Genomic DNA, 19,790 nt, shown 5'->3' on the forward strand with positions numbered 1-19,790 from the left:
TCAGAAAAATCTGGTTCATTAGTGGTATAATAAATAAAAAGGGGTGTTCTTATGGGCATTACCATTATAGCTGTTGTTGCCATTGTATTGGGACTCGGAGGTATGGTGTTGATTGGTTTTGCAATCTACAAGACACTTTTTAATAAGAAGAAGTCAGGAAATATGTTTACGCCTTTTACGCCTTATGACGATATGACGAGGGGAACAAATGACACGAACAGTAATAAGTACTTGGAAGAAGATACAAGGCACGCGGTTGGCATAGAGGAAACGAGAAATGTAGAATAACAAAACTCCCTGCATACAATATGCAGGGAGTTTTGTTATTCACCGCGTCTGGCTTGTGTTTCTTTCCAGGCATTTTGTTCTTCTGGTACTCGACTCTTATCTTCAAAGACATTTTCAGTTTTCTGATCTTGTACTTTTAACTGTTCCTTTTCTTTACGCAACTCTTCAGGGGATTTTTCTTTATTCATACTGCGCCTCCTTAATACGTCATGGAGGACAGTATTCCCGAAGTTTTCACGAATCAATCATAGACGTGAAAAATCATCAATTCATGAATCATTTTTTTCAAATTGTCTTCTTCAGGCGGCGTTTCTCCTGTCCAAACAATGACACCCTCAGGTAAATAGTCACCGGTATACCTCGTATTGCGGAAGAAAAATGAGAATGTCCAACCCGGTAATTGTGTATTGTCAAACATCGGTTTAAAACTGAAATGTTGTAGCATGTAAATAACTCCTCTCATAAGACGCTACCCGACCGCATAATATCAAGAAAAGAAAGCGAAAGGGTGCTGACTTGTTTGTTGATAAATTAAAGCAGGCCATCGAGGATGAGTACAAAGATTATTATTTTTATAAATCAATGCACGACATGACCAATGATCCGCTTTGGCAAGACTTCCTCAGACATATGTATGAAGATGAAAAAAGCCATTATGAAATGTTTCAACAGCTCTATTATATGATGACGGGGACATTTGTACCAAATCCAAAGAGACCGTTGCCTTGTTATAACTTAAAAGAGTGTGTTCAGCGGGCATTGGTGAGTGAGCTTGAAGCGGTTGAAATGTATAAGGAAATGCTACTAACAGTTCCTTTTCAACAGGCCTACAATCCATTATTCATCGCAATGCATGATGAAATGGAACACGCTATTCGCATGTCGACAATGTACAACGCACTAAGATAAGTCTTTGAATTTTTCCGTTCGGTTTAGTTCTGCTATAATTAGGACTTAACGATACGGAAAAAGGTGAAGCATTTGGGTATTTTATGGACATTGTTATTCATGGCTTTTATTGGTGCATTAATCGGGGGACTTACAAATCATCTGGCGATTAAAATGCTGTTCAGGCCACATGAAGCGAAATATATTGGGAAATGGCGTTTGCCATTCACGCCGGGATTGATACCGAAACGGCGCGATGAACTGGCAGTGCAACTCGGTAAGACGGTGACGAATTATTTATTAACACCGGAAACGTTCAGAAAGAAATTATTGACGCCTGACATGGAGAAGAAAGCAGAGGATTTCCTCCAACAAAAACTTGAGCAGCATATCCTTCTCTCTGATAAAACATTGAATGACTGGCTTAATACTGCCGGCGCGATGAATGTTGCAGAGAAAGCAGAGCGGAAAGTGTTGGAAGTACTCGATGCCCAGCTTAACGCCGTTCGTGTAAAAATGACGACGGGATCGGTAGAAGAGGTGCTACCGCAAAAGTGGCGGGTAGAAGCTGCAGGGCGCATTCCAGCCATAACAACCTATATTCTAGGCAGGTCGGAAACCTACTTCGAATCAGATGAAGGAAAAGCAATGTTCCATAAAATGATTGATGATTTCCTAGCATCAAAAGGTACACTTGGAAGTATGGTAAATATGTTTTTTGGAGAATCAGAATCGCTTGTTGTAAAAGTACAGCGTGAAGCACTGAAGTTTGTCGCAGCACAAGGGACGTATGATCTTGTGAACACAATTATACTTAATGAATGGGAAAAGCTTCAAAAACGTCCCGTTGAGGAACTTCTCTCAGGATTTGATTGGGATGGGTTGTTCAATTCAGTCCGATCTTATGCAGAAAAAGAACTTGTACTGGAAGCTCGCTTGAATAAGACGATACAGGATTATTGGCCTGCAGGGGCGGAATGGACAGCTGTTAATCTGACGCCGGCGCTGACTAGCTTTGCATTCGAACAGGCAGAAAAACAAATGGAGATATCGCTCCACAAACTTAAATTAGATGATATGGTTAGAGAGCAAGTCGATGCGTTTCCAGTTGCAATACTGGAAGATCTAGTGCTCGGCATTTCAAGACGCGAATTCAAGATGATCACCGTACTTGGAGCATTTCTCGGCGGTTTGATTGGAATCGTTCAAGGCCTTATTGTCTTGGCAACAAATTTATCATAGGGGGAACAATACATGACAGTGAATATTTACGATGATTTAAACAAATTGGAAGCAACATTCCGAAAAACTGCAGAGTTTTTAGAAGTACAGCAAGCGGTAGAAGAAGTGAAGGTGGATGACGATGCACTAGCGTTGTTCAAAAACTTCCGTAAAATCCAATTGAGCCTTCAGGAAAAACAGATGCAAGGTGAAGAGCCAGTAGCTGAAGAGCTTGAGTATGCTCAAAAGACTGCACAACTTGCGCAGCAAAATCCTAAGATTATGAAAATGCTTGAAGCAGAAATGAAATTGAGTGGCTTGATTGAAGAAGTAAACCGTGTACTGATGAAACCAGTACAACAATTATACGAATCCATCTAAAAACCGGCCTAGGCCGGTTTTTCTTCTTTCACTCCGTAAATTTGCTATAATGATTTTATGTTTATCTAGAGAAAAAACTTCGGTTTTATAAATAGAAAGTTGGGTACTTACAATGCAAAAAATCATCATGAAAGAAAACTACGAACAGGGTTGGATTAGGATGTTTACGCATCTAGCAAACCTTTTCTTTGAACAATCGAAAATAGTCGATGAAGATGAAGAGGGTGCGATACTGGCAAATTTGACGTTGGAACGGACGCTTGATGGACAACTTGTCGGAAAGGCAATCCTTACATGGGACGGTGTGGAATATTCTGCTGAGTTTTCTGAGATAGAAGAGACGGACGATGATAAAGCGATTACCCGCCAGTTAAAGCGGATTTATTCACACGTTTTCCTTGAAACGCTTGAACAAGCAACAGGGATGCATCAATCGTGGGGAATTCTGACAGGGATTCGCCCGATGAAACTGTACCATAAATATCGCCACGAAGGACACAGTACGGAAGAGGCCCAGCAATTGTTAATGAATCGCCATCGCCTCTCGAGCGAAAAAAGCGAACTTCTAGCAAAAATAGCGAATGTGCAGTTGCGAACGGTGCCTGATTTACACGAATTAAAAAATGAAGTAAGTATTTATATAGGCATTCCATTTTGTCCGACGAAATGTGCGTATTGCACATTCCCAGCCTATGCGATTAATCGAAAAAATGGACGAGTCGAAACATTCCTAGACGGATTGCATGAAGAAATCCGAGAAATGGGAAAATGGCTGACAGAGCGAGACATGGCCATTACGACGATTTACTTCGGTGGAGGAACTCCGACATCTATAGAAGCGGAAGAAATGGACGCGCTATATGAAACGATGTATGCTTCATTCCCTAATATGGATAAAGTCAGAGAAGTAACGGTAGAAGCAGGTCGTCCTGATACGATTACGCCTGCTAAAATCGAAGTTCTGAAAAAATGGGGCATTGACCGGATAAGCGTCAATCCGCAATCCTATACAGATGAGACACTAAAAGCAATCGGTCGTCACCATACTGTTCAAGAAACAGTCGATAAGTTCTGGTTGTCACGCGATATGGGCATGAAGAATATTAATATGGATCTCATCATCGGTTTGCCAAATGAAGGAATGGAAGAATTCAAGCATTCACTTGCGGAGACTGAAAAAATGCAACCTGAATCGCTGACAGTTCATACATTGTCATTCAAACGGGCATCTGAAATGACCCGTAATAAAGACAAATACAAAGTAGCTAATCGTGAAACAGTCGAGCAGATGATGAAACTCGGAGAAGAGTGGAACGCTGCAAACGGCTATGAACCGTACTATTTATACCGTCAAAAGAACATTTTAGGCAACTTGGAAAACGTCGGGTACGCAAAGCCTGGTGAAGAAAGTATCTATAACATAGTTATTATGGAAGAGGTACAGACGATCATTGGAGTAGGTTGTGGGGCTTCAAGTAAGTTCATTGACCCTGAAACGGGGAAAATTACGCAGTTCTATAATCCAAAAGATCCAGCAGCTTATATCCTGACATATGAAGATTCAATCGTGAAGAAGCTCGCTCATCTTGACGCGATTTTTCCAGAGATGGTTAAGTAGAAAAGCGCAAGCGCCTTGATAGACCCTACTCTAGGTAGAAAAACGTATACTTTCTTAGCTCTTAAATAAAGGGTTTACTGAAAAAACACCGAATCTAAGAAGTGAATGGTAATTCATTTCTTACGAAGGGGTGTTTTTTTATGTATACAACTGTCGAATTAAAAAAAGAGGTACGCCTTGCGCATCTTACGTTGAATAGGCCTGCATCGATGAACGCGATGGATAGTGTCATGATGAAGGAACTAGCGGATGTTTTCGAGGAATTGAAAAGCGATGTGTCAGTTCAAGTTTTGGTAATCCAAGGGGCCGGTCGTGCATTTTCTGCGGGTGGGGATATTAAAGCGATGTTAAATCCGGATAGCCCAATGGATATTGGTAGTGTAATGGTAGACGTGTCACGTCTTGCGAAAGCACTTTATACATTACCGCAAGTTACGATTGCGGTCGTCCATGGTGCGGCGGCAGGACTTGGATTTAGCCTTGTGCTTGGCTGCGATTATATTATTGCGGAAGAGGAAAGTAAACTTGCGATGAACTTTATCGGCATTGGTCTAATTCCAGACGGGGCAGGTCATTTCTTCTTAAAAGAACGCGTAGGTGTGCCTCAAGCGAAAAAACTCATTTGGTCAGGAAAAGTGATGAATGGTCAAGAAGCACTTGAAAAAGGACTCATCGATGAAGTGACTGCACAAGGTACTGGTGCTGAACGCGGCGAAGCGTTTGCTCATAAACTGCTTGCGTCGCCGATTGCAGCAATGATTGCATCGAAAAAAATTCTGCATGCGCAAAAAACGAAAGAACTTGAAAGCATATTGGCAATGGAAAGTGAAGCACAAGTGGCAATGCGGAAAACAGCAGACCACCTAGAAGGTATTCAGGCATTTGTGGGAAAACGTAAGCCGGAATTTATAGGGAAATGATTTCTATGTAATATGGACACTGGTTTAGGGGTGAGTTTTTACGCCATCCTGAATCAGTGTCTTTTCTTGTACTAGACATTTTGTGCGATTAACATGTGGCGGTCATAACACGGCTGATGCCGGTCATAATGGAAGTCGTGGCGAGCATAACAGTGCTCATGGCGGTCATAACTGCACCTATGGCGAGCATAACAAGCTCCATGGCGGTCATAAGGAAGAAAGGAAATTAACAATTTAATCCAGCGCTTGCAGTCTGAATCAGCCTGCGTAATTAAAAAAGTACCAAGCATGCATCCGTTGAATAAAAGGATCAGTGCTTGGTACTTTTTATTTTATTTTGAAATGAACTTACTTATATTTATCAAGCATTTCACGCCACGAAAAGTACCCTTTTTCAACAGCGCGAAGTAACAGCTCAGCCGTTGCAATATTCGTAGCGAGTGGGATGCCATAGACATCACAAAGGCGTAATAACGCACTGACGTCGGGTTCATGTGGTTGAGCAGTTAGTGGGTCACGGAAAAACAAGATTAAGTCCAGCTCGCCAGTTGCAATCATTGCACCAATTTGCTGATCACCACCCAAAGGTCCCGAATTAAGTCGGGTTACAGATAAATTGGTTTCGTCCATAATTCTTTTTCCCGTTGTACCGGTAGCAAATAATGTGTATTGCGAAAAGATATATTCGTAGGCAATTGTGAAATTTACCATTTCATTTTTCTTTTCGTCATGGGCAATTAATGCGATTTTCATTTCTCAACACCCTGTCTATTTGTATGATGGAAATGCTTTGTTTCTGTTTAGGATTACATAATAAGTGAAGGGAAGTAAACATCTGAAGTGCAATTTTATTTAGGAATGGAACAATAACAACTTTCCAGCAGGAGAGGCAAGGCGGTGTGTTTTGGTGAGAAGGTTTTTCTCCTCAAGCATTACTTGGCCTTTTTCTTTTGCTGCTTCGTCTGTTTCAGCTGTGAATGTTTCTTCTGTAATTAATGCTCCTGTTGGTTCAAAAGCTGTTAGTTTATATGTTCTCACATAATTCACCCTTTCCACTCTATTTCATTCATTATACTATGAAAAATTCTAAAAGGAAATTTGTAAAGGTTACTTGACATCTTGAGTATGGTAAAGTAACCTTTACGTAAAGCAACCTTTACAATAGTCGGTGTCTAGACTCCGGGTGCCCTGCGCTTTTCGTATGAAAGGGGAGCATTGAAATGAATAACTTGATAAAGGAAATGCGGACTGCGATGGGGCTAACGCAAGATGATCTGTCGGAGAAACTGGAAGTTTCGAGACAGACGATTATTTCCCTCGAAAAAGGTAGATATAACCCATCACTGACATTAGCGTTCAAACTTGCGAAGTTATTCAATTGTCGCATTGAAGATATTTTTACACTAGAGGAGGATTGAAAATGTACGAAGGGTTTAATATATGGGTATTTCTTGCAGGGCTGCCGCTTGCTGTAGTCATTATTTTCATTACTATGTTAATAAATCGGAAAAGGGGAAAGAAAGAACGATGGTTTGACGAACGATATAGAACGATTCATCAACATGCCCGTTCAATTTCGTGGTGTGCGACAACCGTTGCGATACTCATTGCTTGGGCAGTTATCATTATTGTTGAAGGACCGCAACTTGCATTTTTCATTCTAACGGGAATTTGGGTAGTGCATATGGCGTCGTATGCGATTGGTACAGCAATCGCCAGTAGTAAAAACTGAAAAACTAAAAAAGTGAAACTTCAGAGTGCTAGATACGTATAGTTAATATTGGGTAAAACGAAAGGGGTAATCGAATGTCATTGCTACTTGAAAATGTAACGAAACGATTTGGAGATTTCACGGCGGTTGATGATTTGACGCTGTCTGTAGGTAAAGGCACGATGTACGGTTTTCTTGGAGCGAACGGTGCAGGTAAGACGACGACATTTCGGATGATTCTTGGTCTATTAAATGCGAATGAAGGACGGATTACGTGGAATGGGAAACCGATTTCTTACGCAACAAGTCCTGAGATTGGTTATTTACCGGAGGAACGCGGCCTTTATCCGAAAATGAAGGTGGAAGAGCAACTGATTTTTCTAGCACAATTACGTGGTATGACAAAGTCGGATGCCAAGACAGCTATGAATAAATGGCTGGAACGAATGGAAATCACTCACTATGCCAATAAAAAAGTTGAAGAACTATCAAAAGGAAATCAACAAAAAATCCAAGTAATTGCATCTCTCATGCATAATCCTCAACTGTTAATTCTAGATGAGCCATTTTCAGGGTTGGACCCGGTAAACGTTGAGATGTTGAAAGAGGCGATAATTCAATTTCGTAATGATGGTGCAACTATCGTATTCTCGAGCCACCGCATGGATCATGTCGAAGAATTGTGTGAGCAACTTAGTATCATCGATAAAGGTAAGCAAATCGTGAGCGGGACACTCCGCGATGTGAAGCGGTCATATGGCAAGCAGAACGTACGCATAAATTCAGACAATGATTTAGCACATCTGAATGCGATTGCAGGTGTTACATCTGTCCATAAGTCGGTTGAAGGGGCACTCTACCAGGTCGAATCTGAACAAGTGGCCAATGATTTGTTGACGGCCGCATTAAAGTCGGGCCCGATTCGCCATTTTGGGATTGAGGAACCTTCGCTACAAGACATTTTCATCGAAAAGGTGGGGAAACAGCATGCGTGAATTCATGATCATTTTTAAACAGGCATTTACGACAAAAGCGAAAACGAAATCGTTCATTATAACAACATCCATCATGATTGCGGCGGTTTTCCTTTTTGCTAACATGGAAAAAATCATTGATACCGTTAAAGGTGCCACGGGCGGAGATAAAGATTCGGCGGAAGTGCTGCAAGTACTCGATGAAAGCGGTGTTCTTGCGGAGCGGTTGAAAATGCAACTAGAGTCAAATGAATCAGGTATTAAGGTAGAACTGTCCAGTAAATCGGAAAATGCGCTTACAGAACAAGTGAAAGAGGGAGAAATCGATTCGTTCGTGACGCTTGGACTTGATGACACAAATACAATTCAAGCGAACTACATCTCGATGAGTGCCATGGACTTTTCTCTTCCAATGATGCTAGAAGAAGCACTTAAGTCGATTCAAACGGAAATGAAAGCGGAGGAGCTCTCACTGTCTGGTGAGCAAGTACAGACACTATTCGCACCTATCCAATTTGAACAGCAATCTGTATCTCCGTCAGCGAAATCACAAGAAGAATTGAGCCAGGCACGTGGTCTCGTCTATGTACTCATGTTTCTTATTTACTTTGCAGTCATCGTATATTCAAGTATGATCGCGACAGAAGTTGCGGCGGAAAAATCATCGCGTGTGATGGAAATTCTTATCTCAAGCGTATCACCAGTTAAACATATGTTTGCAAAAGTACTTGGCATTGGATCGCTTGGTCTTTTGCAAATGGTATTATTGGGTCTGGCAGGATATATTGCATTGAAAACAACAGGTTCTGAAATGGCAGATGGCTTCTTTTCCGTCTTCGGCTTTTCGAATATGAATGTGGGAACGCTTGTCTATGCGCTAGTTTTCTTCCTGTTGGGCTATTTCCTCTTCGCGACGCTGGCAGCTCTTCTTGGCTCACTTGTCAGCCGCACGGAAGATGTACAGCAGATTATCATGCCAATGACGTTGCTGATCGTGGCAGGGTTCATGATTGCGGCAACTGGGCTCGGAAATCCTGAAATGGCCTATATAAAATATGCTTCGTTTTTCCCGTTCTTTGCGCCACTCGTCATGTTCTTGCGCGTTGGTATGTTGGAGTTACCAGTATGGGAACCGCTATTGTCAATTGCGATTATGCTTGTGACAATTTTCCTTTTGGGCTTCTTCGGAGCACGTGTTTACCGCGGTGGTGTTCTCATGTACGGACCGTCTCGTTCGTTGAAAGATATTAAAAAAGCAATCCAGCTCGGAAAAGAATAAGTGAGATATAGAAAGACTCTGATTAATTCGTAACGGGTTCGGATGATTGGATGGGGAGGAAACAATAAAAAAAACAGTGTTCGGGGACGCAATTTGCATATGAATTGGAGTCCCTGTTTTTGTTGTTATATCAACATGTAGATGCTTTATATAGATGAACTGGTACCACGATTGGCACAGGAATTAGCAGCATCGCATAAATTTATGCGATGCTGCTAATTCCATTGTTAAAACACTTGCTAATTGGATATTGGAAAGAAAAATAAGGAAGGTGAGTAATCTATGCTTTAATAAATTGAATACTATGAAATTATTTTCTTCAATTAACGGTAAAAAGGGGAGATATAAATGCGTTCTATTAAAACGATGTTATTAGGTATTGCACTGATGCTTATAGCAATATATATACCACACGAAGTTGCTTTTAGAACAGGTGGTTTTGAAATTTTCCTTTTAGGTTTAGGATTCGCTCTTGTAATAATTGGACTTTTCGTAAAAGATAAGAAAGGAAATTCATAGAAAAATTACTCAACTAACAGGTGCTAAGTACAATAAGGATAGTAGAATAATTCGCCAAAAAACGCTCAGATTTCTGAGCGTTTTTACTTGTTTTATATATATCTTTTTCACTGTTGAAATAAATGCTGCTTAACCTGTTATTTGCGTTGTTAATTGCACTGTTCTCCCCATCAACCGAACCCGTTAATTAATTCGCAGAGTCTTTTTATTTATGCTAAAATAAGAACAAGTATTCGCCGAATGAAGGAGGGACTAACTTGTCAACAATCCGATTTATCCACACAGCCGATTTGCATCTCGACAGCCCGTTCAAAGGCATGACTGGCTTACCAACAGATCGCCTGAATAATTTACGTGACAGTACCTTTGCATCATTTACTAAGTTGATTGAGCACGCAGTCAAAACGAAACCGGATTTCATGTTAATCGCGGGTGATATTTACGATGGGGAAGATCGGAGTTTACGTACGCAGATGAAGTTTCGGGAAGGGATGGTGAAATTGGATACAGCAGGCATTCCAGTATTCATTTCACATGGCAATCACGACCATCTTGGCGGAAGATGGACACGATTTGACCTGCCTCCGAATGTGTATGTTTTCGATGAGCATGTTGAAACAGTGCGTCTGACCGTGGATGGTCAAGAAGTGTTGATTTCTGGGTTTAGTTATCAGGAAAGGCATATCCGTGATAAAGTGATTGACCGTTATCCTGTAGCTGAAGGTCAGGATGCGATACATATCGGGATGTTGCACGGTAGCTTGGCGGGAGATGAAACACATGCCGTTTATGCGCCATTCACTAAAAATGAGTTGCTAGCTAAGCGGTATGATTACTGGGCGCTCGGGCATATCCATGTGAGGCAACAGCTGCATGAAACGCCTCCAATCGTTTATCCGGGAAATTTACAGGGGCGTCATCGCAATGAGCGTGGTACAAAGGGATTCTATGAAGTTGAACTATCGAAAACAACAGCATCTCTTCATTTCATCCCGGCATCAGCAATTGTCTTTGATAGACTAGAATTGCCTTGTGCAGGAATGAGTCATGCGAATGAGTGGCTGACGGCATGTTCGGAAGTGCTAGAGTCATTTAAAGAGCACAATGGCGCGGGAATTGTGGAGCTGTTGCTGACTGATATCGATCGTGAAGCTGCGAATCTATTCAGTCAATCGCCGGAGGGAGAATGGTTGGAGGTCCTGCGTGATTATGTGGGTGAAAGCGAACCCTATGTCTGGGTGCAGAAGATTACATTTGCGAGTCAGTTGAATCCATCTATGGCATCAAGTGCACTGATGCAATCAGTTGCTGGGATGATTGATGGTTGGACGACGGAAGACTGGAAGGATGTTTTAAAAGATGTTTACCAGCATGCGCGTGGCGTCAAATATCTGGATGTTTTGACTGCAGATGAAATAGATGAAGTGAAAGCCGGAGCAACAGCATTGTTGGCGGCGGAAATGTCAGGAATGGAATGAGGTGTTTACATGAAAATTGAAAAACTAAACATTTATGGATTTGGAAAACATGAAAATGTCACGGTGGATTTTGGACAAGGAATCTCTGTAGTTTATGGATTGAATGAAGCTGGGAAAACGACTATTCAGCAATTCATCCTGCATATCTTATTTGGATTTCCACCAAAAAATAATGCGCTCTTACGCTACGAACCGAAATCGGGCGGCAAGTACGGTGGGCAAGTTCATCTTATAGATGAAACATATGGGAAATGCATCGTCGAACGGATCCGTGGAAAATCTGCTGGTGATGTTACCGTCTATTTCGAAGATGGAACAAAGGGTGGAGAAGAGCAATTGAACTCGCTACTTCGCCAGTATGACCGTGCTTCATTCGAATCCATTTTTTCATTCTCTTTGTTACAGTTGCAGGGATTTGAAAAAATGGATGAAGACGAATTAAGCAGGACACTTCTTGCTTCGGGGACTACTGGTGTTGACTCTTTGTTACAGCTTGGAAATCGAATGGAAAAAGAACTGGGGGATTTGTTCAAAAAGTCGGGAAGAATTCCGGAGATGAACGTCAAGATCATGGAACTTCGGGAATTGGAAATAGAGTTGAAAGAAGAGCAGGAAAAAGTGGGAGAATATGCACCCTCGATTGAACGAATACGGGAAATCGATGACTTGCTTACAGAGTTGCGAGGACAGGAAGCGGAACTTATGCAAGAATCACAGAAACTCGCTCTCGTGCGACAGCTACTCCCCCTTCATCAAAAGAAACAAGCATTGGATGCAAGACTATCGCAATTAAGTGAAATAAAATTTCCCACAGATGGTATCAGGCGCTATGAAATGCTTGCGGGGAAGTTAACGGAAGCCGAAGTTACTAAACGACGATTGGAAGAAGAATTAGCAGAGCTAATGACACGAATGCCTGAACAGCACGAATTTGAGCGCATTGCTGAACTTGAAATTTTACTGGCGAAAGAAACAGAGTGGCATAGATGGCAAACAGCGGTTACTTTTGAAGAAGAAAACGTGAGTCAGCTAACTAGTTCAAAGAGACGTCTGCTTGATAGACTTGGTGTCAAAGGGCTTGAAGCGGAAAATACTATTTTGGAGGCAGATGTTTCAATCCAAAAGGAAGAACAGATGCACAAAATTATTCAAGAACTTACTGAAGGCGATCAGCAAATTGGCTTTGTGAATCGCCAACTCATCCAAGTGGAAAATGAGTTAGGTGATACGGAAACTGAAATTGGTGGAATTGAACGCACTGCACCTGCCGTAGAGGAATTAGAACGTGTACTGCAGTGGCCGAAAATTCGTCAGCAACTTGCTGAAGCGAAAGCCTATATTTCACTAAGCAGAAGACCGGTTGAACAGAAATCACTGATGATACCTGCACTTCTTGTCGTACTTGCTGTCGCGTTCATCGTTTTCGGTTTCATCCAAAAAGAATGGTTCATAATTATAGCTGGTGTTATTGTTATAGGATTAGGTATTCTAATTTATTCGAAAAAACAGCATCAAACGCCCGATTCAGCAAAACTGAAGCAGATGGAAAAAATCATTGCCGCATATGGTGGAAATGAGCATCAAATGGAAGAACTGACAGACCGAATTGGCATGTACAAGCGCAAGAAAGAAGATTTACAAGAAGCGTTTATGGTACTTGAAAGGAAATTTCAATCGTTGACATCCGAGCTTGAAAATACCTATAGCAATAGACGGAAAATCGAATTAGAACTGGTCGATTTTTTAGGACTTTATGGTTTCGATGAAATACCTTCAACCGGGATTATCCCGGAATTATTCCGTATGATTCGAGAAGTTCAGGAAGTTACTAGAGAGTTGAATGATGCCTTGTTACGGCGACAAACGATTCAACAACAGATTGCTGTGAGGTTAGCAGAAGCTGAAAAAATAGTGCGGAAATTTGCACCACAAGAAACAGTTTATGAGATGCTGAGAAGGGAATTCATTCACCTTAATGAACAGGCAGAAACAATCAGGTCATTGACAGTTGCTTTAGAACGCAAAGAATCAGCGCTGAAAGAGACATCCAGCCTTGTAAACTCGTTGCTGGAAAAAGTGCAGGCTCTGCTTGCTGAAGCAGCAGTAGAAACGGAAGAGGCCTTTTACGCCGCATACAATAGCCACCAGGAAGCGTTTCGTTTAAAGGGGCAACTTGAGGATGTCAATGCTCAATTAGCATCATATGGCCCTCTTGAATTGCCTGATGGCGTTGTGGATGAAGAGTTGCGAAAAAAAGTGAATGATATTAGCGGAACACTATCGTCGATTAGCGAGAGGCTAAATGTCTTAATCAATGACAAGGCCGCACTTGTTAACAAAACGGAACGACTACTGACAGATGAAAATTACGGTCGTAAACTGCAACACTTCGAAATGAAAAAATCGGAGCTCGCAGAACTCGTAAAAAAATGGTCTGAGCGCAAAGCGATTACTGAAGCAATCAGAAGAACAATGTCGGAGTTGAAAGAAAAGAAATTGCCAGAAGTACTTGAAGCGGCAGAAAAATTGTTTTGTGAACTGACGGGTGGAAATTATGAATCACTTCGTGTAACGGAGACGGGTCATTTCGAAGTAATAGCGAAAAATGGAATGCGTTATCCCATTGTAGAGCTGAGCCAGGCTACAAAAGAGCAAGCCTATATTTCACTTAGATTGGCGCTTGCGGCATCTATAATGAATACGGCACCTTTTCCACTAATGTTGGACGATCCATTCGTTCACTTTGACGAAGAGCGACTTTCGCGTATGATTGAACTACTAGACAATCTACAAAATAAGCATCAGTTCATTTATTTTACATGCCACGAAGCGATGAAGGATAAATGGCAGGGGGCAACAATACTAAACGTTTCCGATATCGGAAGCGAACAGGGAGCGATGGTCTTATGAAGAAAATTGCAGAATATAATGCAGGCGAGCCGTTTGATCTTTTCTTGCTAATTAAGCAATCAACAAAAGGAGTTACCACACAAGGTAAACCGTTTATGACGCTTATTTTGCAGGATAAAAGTGGGGATATTGAAGCGAAGTTATGGGATACAACAGATGAACACGCGAAAACATATGCCGCAGCATCGATTGTCAAAGTTGGCGGGGAAGTACATGAATACCGTGGGAAAAATCAGTTGCGCATTAAAAGTATACGTCCCGTAAAAGAGGATGAAGGGGTGGCGATTGCCGACCTAGTTCCGTCATCGGCAACAAGTAAAGAAGTGCTATACGAAGAGCTGATGCAGTATTTCTTTGAAATGCAAAATCCACAAATCCAACGAATTACGCGTCATTTATTGAAAAAGCATCAGACAGCTTTCATGACGTACCCTGCTGCGACAAGAAATCACCATGATTATGTATCGGGTCTTATTGATCATGTTGTTTCCATGCTGAAACTTGGAAAATCGTTAGCAGATCTGTATCCGTCACTCAATAAGGATTTATTGTACGCGGGAATTATTTTGCATGATGTTGGGAAAGTAATTGAACTTTCAGGTCCAATTGCAACTCAATACACGATTGAGGGGAATCTGCTAGGTCATATTACGATTATGGTCAATGAAATTTCAAAAGCGGCTGACGAACTTGAAATTACAAGTGAAGAAGTTATGCTGTTGCAACATATGGTTTTATCTCACCACGGTAAGGAAGAATGGGGAAGCCCGAAACGTCCAATGCTGAAAGAAGCGGAAATTCTTCATTACATCGATAATATTGATGCGAAGATGAATATGCTGGACCGTGCACTTGGCAAGACGGCTCCTGGTGAGTTCACTGAAAGAATTTTCCCGCTGGATAACAGGTCATTTTATAAACCATCAATTGACTAACCAGTAAATAACGCAATCAACCACAAGGCGCTCCGAGTACAGTTGTTTTAGATCACTTTGGATTAAACGGCTCCTACACAATTACCGTGATATCTTAATCTATAGGGATGCGACTTTGTCGTATCCCTATAGATTTTTTCGGTAATCGTATGGTGGTCATTCATCCTTCGCCCTTCTAAGACACAAGTACACGAAGTGCTAAAGCTTTTTGGGATGAAAGAATAGTTGGTTCTTATCTGGGTAAAGGCCGCCAAAGATACAATTTTGGCGGCTCACTCCTTCTTTATGGTTTTTTCTTTTTTATTGTCTAGGAGGTTATAAAATCTCGTACCGTGGATGAGTTAGAACATTGAGATTTTACGTCCAGACACTAGTACTTTAGATCTTTTAAGGAAGTGTCAATTTCTACAGGATATCACATGTTGCCAAGCCTGATTTTGCTAAGAGTAAGTAAGGAACGCATTGTAAAAAATGCAAGCGTGCCCGAAATTGTATCTTCGGGCACTTATACCTTCTGTGAAAAGTCATCTATTCTTATTTTCCAAGGAATCGTAATTTTCACTAGAACGTTGTAGGTACGCGACAGGCAACTAATCGCAACAGAATTATCGAAAAGGGGGTGGCTAGAAGTGACGAAGTCACTTCTAGCCACCCTTGTCCCACGATAAAAATGTAGTGATTAGTTTAGCCGAAAGCGAGCCGGAAACGTACTAGTCCAAATGAAGACTTTTGCACCTACCTTACCAGTATCTTATGCAAGAAAATGGTTAATCAACAGACGTAGAATAACATATATTGAACTAGCAAACACCTCCGAAGGACAGGCGTCTTTTGGAGGTGTTTGTTTGTACATTTAAATACCCCAATAAAAAAAGACCCCTAGAAAGGAGTCTTGAATTGTTAGTAGCATTACTTAGATTCTTTATCTGTTTCTGTTTCTGTTTCTTTTTCTACTTTAGGTTCTTCCAAGAATACATCAAGTGCTGATTTCAAATCTTTATCTTCGACTTTTACATCAGCATCTTTCATTAGCTTAGATACTTTCGGGATAATTGTACTAGGATCTGCTTTCTCAAGTTGTATTTCTTTAGTGAGTTTTTCTTTCTCTTCTTTAGTCATTTCCTTAGCTTCGATGTCACGTTTTTCTGTAACTTTAATAATGTGGAACCCGTGTTCCGATTGGACCGGCTCACTGATTGTGTTCACTTCAAGTGCATATGCAGCATCCCAGAATTCTTTGACCATTTTACCGTAGCCAAACCACCCAAGATCCCCACCGGATTCTTTTGCAGCCGGTTCAGTCGAATTCTTTTTCGCTACTTCAGCAAAATCAGCTCCGCCTTCAAGTTCCTTTTTGACTTTAAGTGCAGTCTCTTCATCCGCAACTAGGACGTGTTTGGCATTCAATTCTGTAGCCATCATTTTAACGCGCTCTTCGATTTCCTTATCTGTTACTTCAACGCCATCAGTAAGAGCAGCTTCTTGTAACATGTTGATACGAAGGATTTTTTTCAAGCTCTTCTCAGTGTGACCTTGTTGAGCGATATAAGCATCGAAACCTTCACCTAATTGTTCTTTCATTTCATTGATTGCTGTATCGACTTGCTTATCAGAGATTTTATATTTTGCATCTAATACTTTTTCAAGGACGAGTAGTTGTAATGTTTGTTCACCTTGAGCATCCTTCATTTCGTTATAAAGTTCACTTTGTGTTACATTTCCGGCTTTTGATTTGACAAGAACTTCATCACCGGCATTCTTGTCGCTGCACGCTGAAAGTGCAAGTACAGATGCGGCCATTGTAAGTGCTAAAATAGTTTTTTTCATTTTGAAATCTCCCCTAACTTTTATGTGCAACAGTAGACACTATACCATAAAAACGTATCTAAAACAAAAAGGTTCCCCTAGAATATACTGCCTACAACGAGCCAATTGTTTTGCATAGGATACATAGAGAGAGGGGGTGCTCCTATGAGCGGATATGACCAAGGTTCCCATGGTACTTCGGGATTTGCGTTGATTGTTGTTTTGTTCATTTTATTAATCATTGTCGGTGCAGCCTTCCTGAATTAATTCCAGAAAAGCTCAAGGCGTTAGGCGCTGAGGGTATCGATAATGGAAAAAGTCCATTTCCCGTAAAAAAGGGAATGGACTTTTTTATACTTGTAACAGAATCTCGACGTAAAATGACACGATTAAAATGGTTACAAGAACGTTAACGGTTGTGTATATTTTCTGTTGCTTCTCTTCAGGGATTTCCTTAGATTCGCATAGTGCATACGTCATTTTATTGATTTGAAACAGATATAATAACGAGAACAGAATTGTAATAATAAGGATCAAATCTATTCCTCCTCTTTAACTTCCCAAGGCAATCATAGCAGAAGTCCTTCTAAAATGAAATTAATTTTCCTCTGCGCTAAATACTGGGTTTTTAAGTTCTTCGTTACTTTTCGTATGATTAATAGCCATCATTTCACCGGTGGAGTCATCATATGATTCTTTGATTTTCTCAAAGCCGCGCTCAAATATTTCCATAAAATCTTCCCCATAAATATTTCGGACAACGGACATTACTTCGAGGAATTCTGGGAACTTTCCGTAAAGGTCTTTAATAGGGAGTGATCCCTCTAAAATATCATGTTTAGAATCATAGTAGTTCATGTTCATCTCGAGTATCAGTTTTTCCCCTTCTTCTGTAACTTCAACATATGTATTTCTTCTGTCATCATCTTTTTTATAAAACCGTAAATAATTACGTTCTTCTAGCTTCTTCGAAAAGTTGAAAGCTGTCGAAACATGCATGACTCCAAATTTAGCGATGTCAGAAATGGTTGCGCCTTGAAGATGGTAAGAAATCCATAAAATATCATGCTCATTAATATTCAAGTCATAAGGTTTTATCCACTGCTGCCAATCTTTTTCTACTGCTTTCCAAAGAGCTTTAGACATCTGTGCAACCCTTTGACTGAAAATCATTGCTTCTTTCGGAGAGTACTTTTGCTCTGACATTGGAAACACCTTCTTTCTATATTTTCCCGCTTCTTTTATTATAGCAGGAAAGCAAAGAAGAGAAAAGTAAAAATTGTGAAAAAGCTTTCGATTCAATAATAATATTTGGGGAAATGGGTATGAAAATAAGGAATGCGGCCGTATCCACTAGTTAAAACCTATATAATGTAGGTCTCTCGTGGAGGGGTGACTGCATTCCTTACTGGTGGATAGTATTTACTTTTAACTTTTTACTTGAATTAGCATTAAACCCCAGCTTTTATAAGTGGGAACAAATTCCCTGCTGGTCCAAGCCTCCGAGGGATATTACAAATTTTGGACGCAATTGCGCCGAAGCATAATTGACATTACTTTTGCTGTTTTGCGAAGTTCTGCTCAAGCTCTTCAATAGCGGTTTGGATTGCTGCAATTTCTTTTTCCATGCGTTCCCGATTAGATTCCGTTGATTGTTGCCACTGATCTACTGAACCTTTAATTCCATCAATTGCTGTTGGAACTGTTTCTTTTGCTTCTTTCGTAAGGTGGGAAATGGACTCTTTTAAATCATCGACTTTTACTTTTACATCTTTGAACAAAAATTTCATGTCGCTTGAAGCATCCCTGACGGATGTCCGAAGTTGACTTCCCGATTGGGGAGTCGAATACAATACCGTAACAGCAGCTGCAACTGAACCTGCTGCGAGTCCGATGAAAAATGTAGATGCTTTCATTGTATAATACACTCCTTCCTGTTATGAATAGTATTCCTTACTCTAGTTTTATTAAAACATTTAAAAAGTGCCTGAGCAATAAAAACAAGCGCAAGTGACCTGTTTAGACGCTACTTTATATTTTAAACTACATGTGTTGAGTAACCAGTAAATGACTGCTTACTCCTTTTCTATAGCATTTCCTTTTCGAATTGGGGGCAGTGTCACTTTCAATATAGCGTAGCACTGTTACTTGTATGATCTTTTCTTTAGTAAAAGCGGAGGGGTGCCCGAAATTTCATCTTCGGGTATATTATACAGGCGACAAAAAAAGCTCTCCTCGTGGAGACGGAAAGCTTTCGCTAAAATTTCAATTGGAAAATGCAGTTTTAAACGAGGAGCGTTTGACCAAGCCCTTAACAATCGGGTATATCAAGAAAAATGCAATTCCGTTCATCGCAACAGCTGGAAGTACAACCCCCAAGAACAAACCACCGAACGGTAAATCTACTCCAAGAATGAAAATGGCGATTGAAAGGAAGATGCTTCCTGACAATACAGTTCCAATACCTGCGACAACAGTGGAAGCAATCAAGTTACCTGTAACTTTTTTTAGTGAGATAATAATAGCGTAGATTACGAATGCGGTAATGAACTTATCAATTACATTGGGGATGAATCCGCCAGGGAAATTTGAAAAAATACCTGATATAATACCTGTTGTTCCAGCAAGTAACAAAACATTGCGTACTTCAGGGAACAGGAATATGCTGATAAACATCATTGTCAGCATGAAATCCGGCTTCATTCCTCCAGCAATCGGGGGAATAATCAGGTAAAGTGCAGCACCTACAGCAGTCAATAAAGACATTAACACAAGACTTTTCGTTTTCATTTCTAATCTCTCCTCGGCTCATCTAGTATTTTGTGTTTTTCCTGTCGTATCCTCATGATCGACAGCGAAAAA

24 protein-coding genes are annotated in these 19,790 nt (G+C 40.8%); 15 read left to right on the forward strand and 9 right to left on the reverse strand.

The window, feature by feature from the left end; genetic code table 11:
- The first annotated feature begins 51 nt into the window (after positions 1-51).
- Positions 52-288, forward strand: coding sequence for a hypothetical protein (locus ACGLYD_RS00885; RefSeq protein ID WP_187046664.1), 237 nt, complete (start codon positions 52-54; stop codon positions 286-288).
- 35 nt (positions 289-323) lie between these two features.
- Here ACGLYD_RS00885 and ACGLYD_RS00890 read toward each other — a convergent pair whose 3' ends face one another.
- Together ACGLYD_RS00890 and ACGLYD_RS00895 are read right to left on the reverse strand one after the other, a co-directional pair.
- A complete protein-coding gene (locus ACGLYD_RS00890) occupies positions 324-476 on the reverse strand; it encodes a hypothetical protein (protein ID WP_156475954.1) in 153 nt (50 codons plus the stop codon).
- A 53-nt stretch (positions 477-529) separates the two neighbouring features.
- Positions 530-733: a YheE family protein gene (locus ACGLYD_RS00895; protein ID WP_067205894.1), complete on the reverse strand. Its 204-nt coding sequence runs from the start codon at positions 731-733 to the stop codon at positions 530-532.
- A gap of 71 nt (positions 734-804) precedes the next feature.
- Between ACGLYD_RS00895 and ACGLYD_RS00900 the strand changes: the two genes are divergently transcribed.
- The 5 genes from ACGLYD_RS00900 to ACGLYD_RS00920 all read left to right on the forward strand — a co-directional run bounded on the left by ACGLYD_RS00900 (position 805) and on the right by ACGLYD_RS00920 (position 5,316).
- The gene (locus tag ACGLYD_RS00900) at positions 805-1,197 is read left to right on the forward strand and encodes a ferritin-like domain-containing protein (protein ID WP_340766118.1); all 393 of its coding nucleotides are present in this window, start codon (positions 805-807) and stop codon (positions 1,195-1,197) included.
- A gap of 63 nt (positions 1,198-1,260) precedes the next feature.
- Entirely contained in the window at positions 1,261-2,418 is a 1,158-nt protein-coding gene (locus ACGLYD_RS00905; RefSeq protein ID WP_335339515.1) for a DUF445 family protein, read from the forward strand.
- A 12-nt stretch (positions 2,419-2,430) separates the two neighbouring features.
- A complete protein-coding gene (locus ACGLYD_RS00910) occupies positions 2,431-2,778 on the forward strand; it encodes a YlbF family regulator (protein ID WP_067205901.1) in 348 nt (115 codons plus the stop codon).
- A 112-nt stretch (positions 2,779-2,890) separates the two neighbouring features.
- Positions 2,891-4,396: a coproporphyrinogen III oxidase gene (locus ACGLYD_RS00915; RefSeq protein ID WP_067205904.1), complete on the forward strand. Its 1,506-nt coding sequence runs from the start codon at positions 2,891-2,893 to the stop codon at positions 4,394-4,396.
- 140 nt (positions 4,397-4,536) lie between these two features.
- Entirely contained in the window at positions 4,537-5,316 is a 780-nt protein-coding gene (locus ACGLYD_RS00920; RefSeq protein WP_399630809.1) for an enoyl-CoA hydratase, read from the forward strand.
- A gap of 348 nt (positions 5,317-5,664) precedes the next feature.
- On the opposite strand, the gene mgsA is transcribed toward ACGLYD_RS00920, so the two are convergent.
- Positions 5,665-6,069 (reverse strand): methylglyoxal synthase, encoded by a 405-nt coding sequence (mgsA, locus tag ACGLYD_RS00925; RefSeq protein WP_067205909.1) that lies wholly within the window; start codon positions 6,067-6,069, stop codon positions 5,665-5,667.
- Between the two features lie 99 nt (positions 6,070-6,168).
- Positions 6,169-6,354, reverse strand: a complete 186-nt coding sequence (locus ACGLYD_RS00930; protein WP_399630812.1) for a YhzD family protein — start codon at positions 6,352-6,354, stop codon at positions 6,169-6,171.
- A 182-nt stretch (positions 6,355-6,536) separates the two neighbouring features.
- Here ACGLYD_RS00930 and ACGLYD_RS00935 point away from each other — a divergent pair, with 182 nt between their 5' ends.
- The 8 genes from ACGLYD_RS00935 to yhaM all read left to right on the forward strand — a co-directional run bounded on the left by ACGLYD_RS00935 (position 6,537) and on the right by yhaM (position 15,122).
- On the forward strand, positions 6,537-6,734 hold the full coding sequence (locus tag ACGLYD_RS00935) for a helix-turn-helix transcriptional regulator (protein ID WP_399630815.1): 198 nt from the start codon (positions 6,537-6,539) through the stop codon (positions 6,732-6,734).
- A gap of 2 nt (positions 6,735-6,736) precedes the next feature.
- Positions 6,737-7,048: a hypothetical protein gene (locus tag ACGLYD_RS00940; protein ID WP_067205915.1), complete on the forward strand. Its 312-nt coding sequence runs from the start codon at positions 6,737-6,739 to the stop codon at positions 7,046-7,048.
- A 74-nt stretch (positions 7,049-7,122) separates the two neighbouring features.
- Positions 7,123-8,022 (forward strand): ABC transporter ATP-binding protein, encoded by a 900-nt coding sequence (locus ACGLYD_RS00945; RefSeq protein WP_340741502.1) that lies wholly within the window; start codon positions 7,123-7,125, stop codon positions 8,020-8,022.
- A complete protein-coding gene (locus tag ACGLYD_RS00950) occupies positions 8,015-9,280 on the forward strand; it encodes an ABC transporter permease (protein ID WP_067205921.1) in 1,266 nt (421 codons plus the stop codon). Before ACGLYD_RS00945 ends, ACGLYD_RS00950 begins: the two co-directional genes overlap by 8 nt.
- Before the next feature lie 348 nt (positions 9,281-9,628).
- Entirely contained in the window at positions 9,629-9,799 is a 171-nt protein-coding gene (locus ACGLYD_RS00955; RefSeq protein ID WP_399630819.1) for a hypothetical protein, read from the forward strand.
- 257 nt (positions 9,800-10,056) lie between these two features.
- On the forward strand, positions 10,057-11,277 hold the full coding sequence (locus ACGLYD_RS00960) for an exonuclease SbcCD subunit D (RefSeq protein ID WP_399630821.1): 1,221 nt from the start codon (positions 10,057-10,059) through the stop codon (positions 11,275-11,277).
- 9 nt (positions 11,278-11,286) lie between these two features.
- Positions 11,287-14,187 (forward strand): AAA family ATPase, encoded by a 2,901-nt coding sequence (locus ACGLYD_RS00965; protein ID WP_399630824.1) that lies wholly within the window; start codon positions 11,287-11,289, stop codon positions 14,185-14,187.
- Positions 14,184-15,122, forward strand: coding sequence for a 3'-5' exoribonuclease YhaM (gene yhaM / locus ACGLYD_RS00970; RefSeq protein ID WP_399630826.1), 939 nt, complete (start codon positions 14,184-14,186; stop codon positions 15,120-15,122). The genes ACGLYD_RS00965 and yhaM overlap by 4 nt, the downstream gene beginning before the upstream one ends.
- Positions 15,123-16,031: 909 nt before the next feature.
- On the opposite strand, the gene ACGLYD_RS00975 is transcribed toward yhaM, so the two are convergent.
- Positions 16,032-16,949 carry a peptidylprolyl isomerase gene (locus ACGLYD_RS00975; RefSeq protein WP_399630828.1) on the reverse strand — a complete coding sequence of 306 codons (918 nt, stop codon included), beginning with the start codon at positions 16,947-16,949 and terminating at the stop codon, positions 16,032-16,034.
- A 144-nt stretch (positions 16,950-17,093) separates the two neighbouring features.
- Here ACGLYD_RS00975 and ACGLYD_RS00980 point away from each other — a divergent pair, with 144 nt between their 5' ends.
- A complete protein-coding gene (locus ACGLYD_RS00980; RefSeq protein WP_082786481.1) occupies positions 17,094-17,195 on the forward strand; it encodes a YjcZ family sporulation protein in 102 nt (33 codons plus the stop codon).
- Positions 17,196-17,279: 84 nt separating this feature from the next.
- On the opposite strand, the gene ACGLYD_RS00985 is transcribed toward ACGLYD_RS00980, so the two are convergent.
- The 4 genes from ACGLYD_RS00985 to ACGLYD_RS01000 all read right to left on the reverse strand — a co-directional run bounded on the left by ACGLYD_RS00985 (position 17,280) and on the right by ACGLYD_RS01000 (position 19,718).
- Entirely contained in the window at positions 17,280-17,465 is a 186-nt protein-coding gene (locus ACGLYD_RS00985; RefSeq protein ID WP_067205932.1) for a hypothetical protein, read from the reverse strand.
- Positions 17,466-17,525: 60 nt separating this feature from the next.
- Entirely contained in the window at positions 17,526-18,134 is a 609-nt protein-coding gene (locus ACGLYD_RS00990) for an HTH-type transcriptional regulator Hpr (protein WP_399630832.1), read from the reverse strand.
- Between the two features lie 347 nt (positions 18,135-18,481).
- Complete coding sequence (locus ACGLYD_RS00995; protein ID WP_067205937.1) at positions 18,482-18,844, reverse strand: YtxH domain-containing protein; 363 nt, start codon at positions 18,842-18,844, stop codon at positions 18,482-18,484.
- Between the two features lie 349 nt (positions 18,845-19,193).
- On the reverse strand, positions 19,194-19,718 hold the full coding sequence (locus ACGLYD_RS01000) for a tryptophan transporter (RefSeq protein WP_067205940.1): 525 nt from the start codon (positions 19,716-19,718) through the stop codon (positions 19,194-19,196).
- Positions 19,719-19,790 lie beyond the last annotated feature (72 nt).

The organism is Sporosarcina sp. SG10008 (genome assembly GCF_044569405.1).
Classification (GTDB): Bacteria; Bacillota; Bacilli; order Bacillales_A; family Planococcaceae; genus Sporosarcina; species Sporosarcina psychrophila.

What these genes read in the sequence shown, in the direction of transcription:
- ACGLYD_RS00920 (WP_399630809.1), top strand. Translation starts at nt 4,537, where the DNA reads ATGTATACAACTGTCGAATTAAAAAAAGAGGTACGCCTTGCGCATCTT.
- ACGLYD_RS00945 (WP_340741502.1), top strand. Translation starts at nt 7,123, where the DNA reads ATGTCATTGCTACTTGAAAATGTAACGAAACGATTTGGAGATTTCACG.
- ACGLYD_RS00955 (WP_399630819.1), top strand. Translation starts at nt 9,629, where the DNA reads ATGCGTTCTATTAAAACGATGTTATTAGGTATTGCACTGATGCTTATA.
- ACGLYD_RS00915 (WP_067205904.1), top strand. Translation starts at nt 2,891, where the DNA reads ATGCAAAAAATCATCATGAAAGAAAACTACGAACAGGGTTGGATTAGG.
- mgsA (WP_067205909.1), bottom strand. Translation starts at nt 6,069, where the DNA reads ATGAAAATCGCATTAATTGCCCATGACGAAAAGAAAAATGAAATGGTA.
- ACGLYD_RS01000 (WP_067205940.1), bottom strand. Translation starts at nt 19,718, where the DNA reads ATGAAAACGAAAAGTCTTGTGTTAATGTCTTTATTGACTGCTGTAGGT.
- ACGLYD_RS00965 (WP_399630824.1), top strand. Translation starts at nt 11,287, where the DNA reads ATGAAAATTGAAAAACTAAACATTTATGGATTTGGAAAACATGAAAAT.
- ACGLYD_RS00895 (WP_067205894.1), bottom strand. Translation starts at nt 733, where the DNA reads ATGCTACAACATTTCAGTTTTAAACCGATGTTTGACAATACACAATTA.
- yhaM (WP_399630826.1), top strand. Translation starts at nt 14,184, where the DNA reads ATGAAGAAAATTGCAGAATATAATGCAGGCGAGCCGTTTGATCTTTTC.
- ACGLYD_RS00950 (WP_067205921.1), top strand. Translation starts at nt 8,015, where the DNA reads ATGCGTGAATTCATGATCATTTTTAAACAGGCATTTACGACAAAAGCG.
- ACGLYD_RS00990 (WP_399630832.1), bottom strand. Translation starts at nt 18,134, where the DNA reads ATGTCAGAGCAAAAGTACTCTCCGAAAGAAGCAATGATTTTCAGTCAA.
- ACGLYD_RS00980 (WP_082786481.1), top strand. Translation starts at nt 17,094, where the DNA reads ATGAGCGGATATGACCAAGGTTCCCATGGTACTTCGGGATTTGCGTTG.
- ACGLYD_RS00935 (WP_399630815.1), top strand. Translation starts at nt 6,537, where the DNA reads ATGAATAACTTGATAAAGGAAATGCGGACTGCGATGGGGCTAACGCAA.
- ACGLYD_RS00975 (WP_399630828.1), bottom strand. Translation starts at nt 16,949, where the DNA reads ATGAAAAAAACTATTTTAGCACTTACAATGGCCGCATCTGTACTTGCA.
- ACGLYD_RS00885 (WP_187046664.1), top strand. Translation starts at nt 52, where the DNA reads ATGGGCATTACCATTATAGCTGTTGTTGCCATTGTATTGGGACTCGGA.
- ACGLYD_RS00940 (WP_067205915.1), top strand. Translation starts at nt 6,737, where the DNA reads ATGTACGAAGGGTTTAATATATGGGTATTTCTTGCAGGGCTGCCGCTT.
- ACGLYD_RS00995 (WP_067205937.1), bottom strand. Translation starts at nt 18,844, where the DNA reads ATGAAAGCATCTACATTTTTCATCGGACTCGCAGCAGGTTCAGTTGCA.
- ACGLYD_RS00890 (WP_156475954.1), bottom strand. Translation starts at nt 476, where the DNA reads ATGAATAAAGAAAAATCCCCTGAAGAGTTGCGTAAAGAAAAGGAACAG.
- ACGLYD_RS00910 (WP_067205901.1), top strand. Translation starts at nt 2,431, where the DNA reads ATGACAGTGAATATTTACGATGATTTAAACAAATTGGAAGCAACATTC.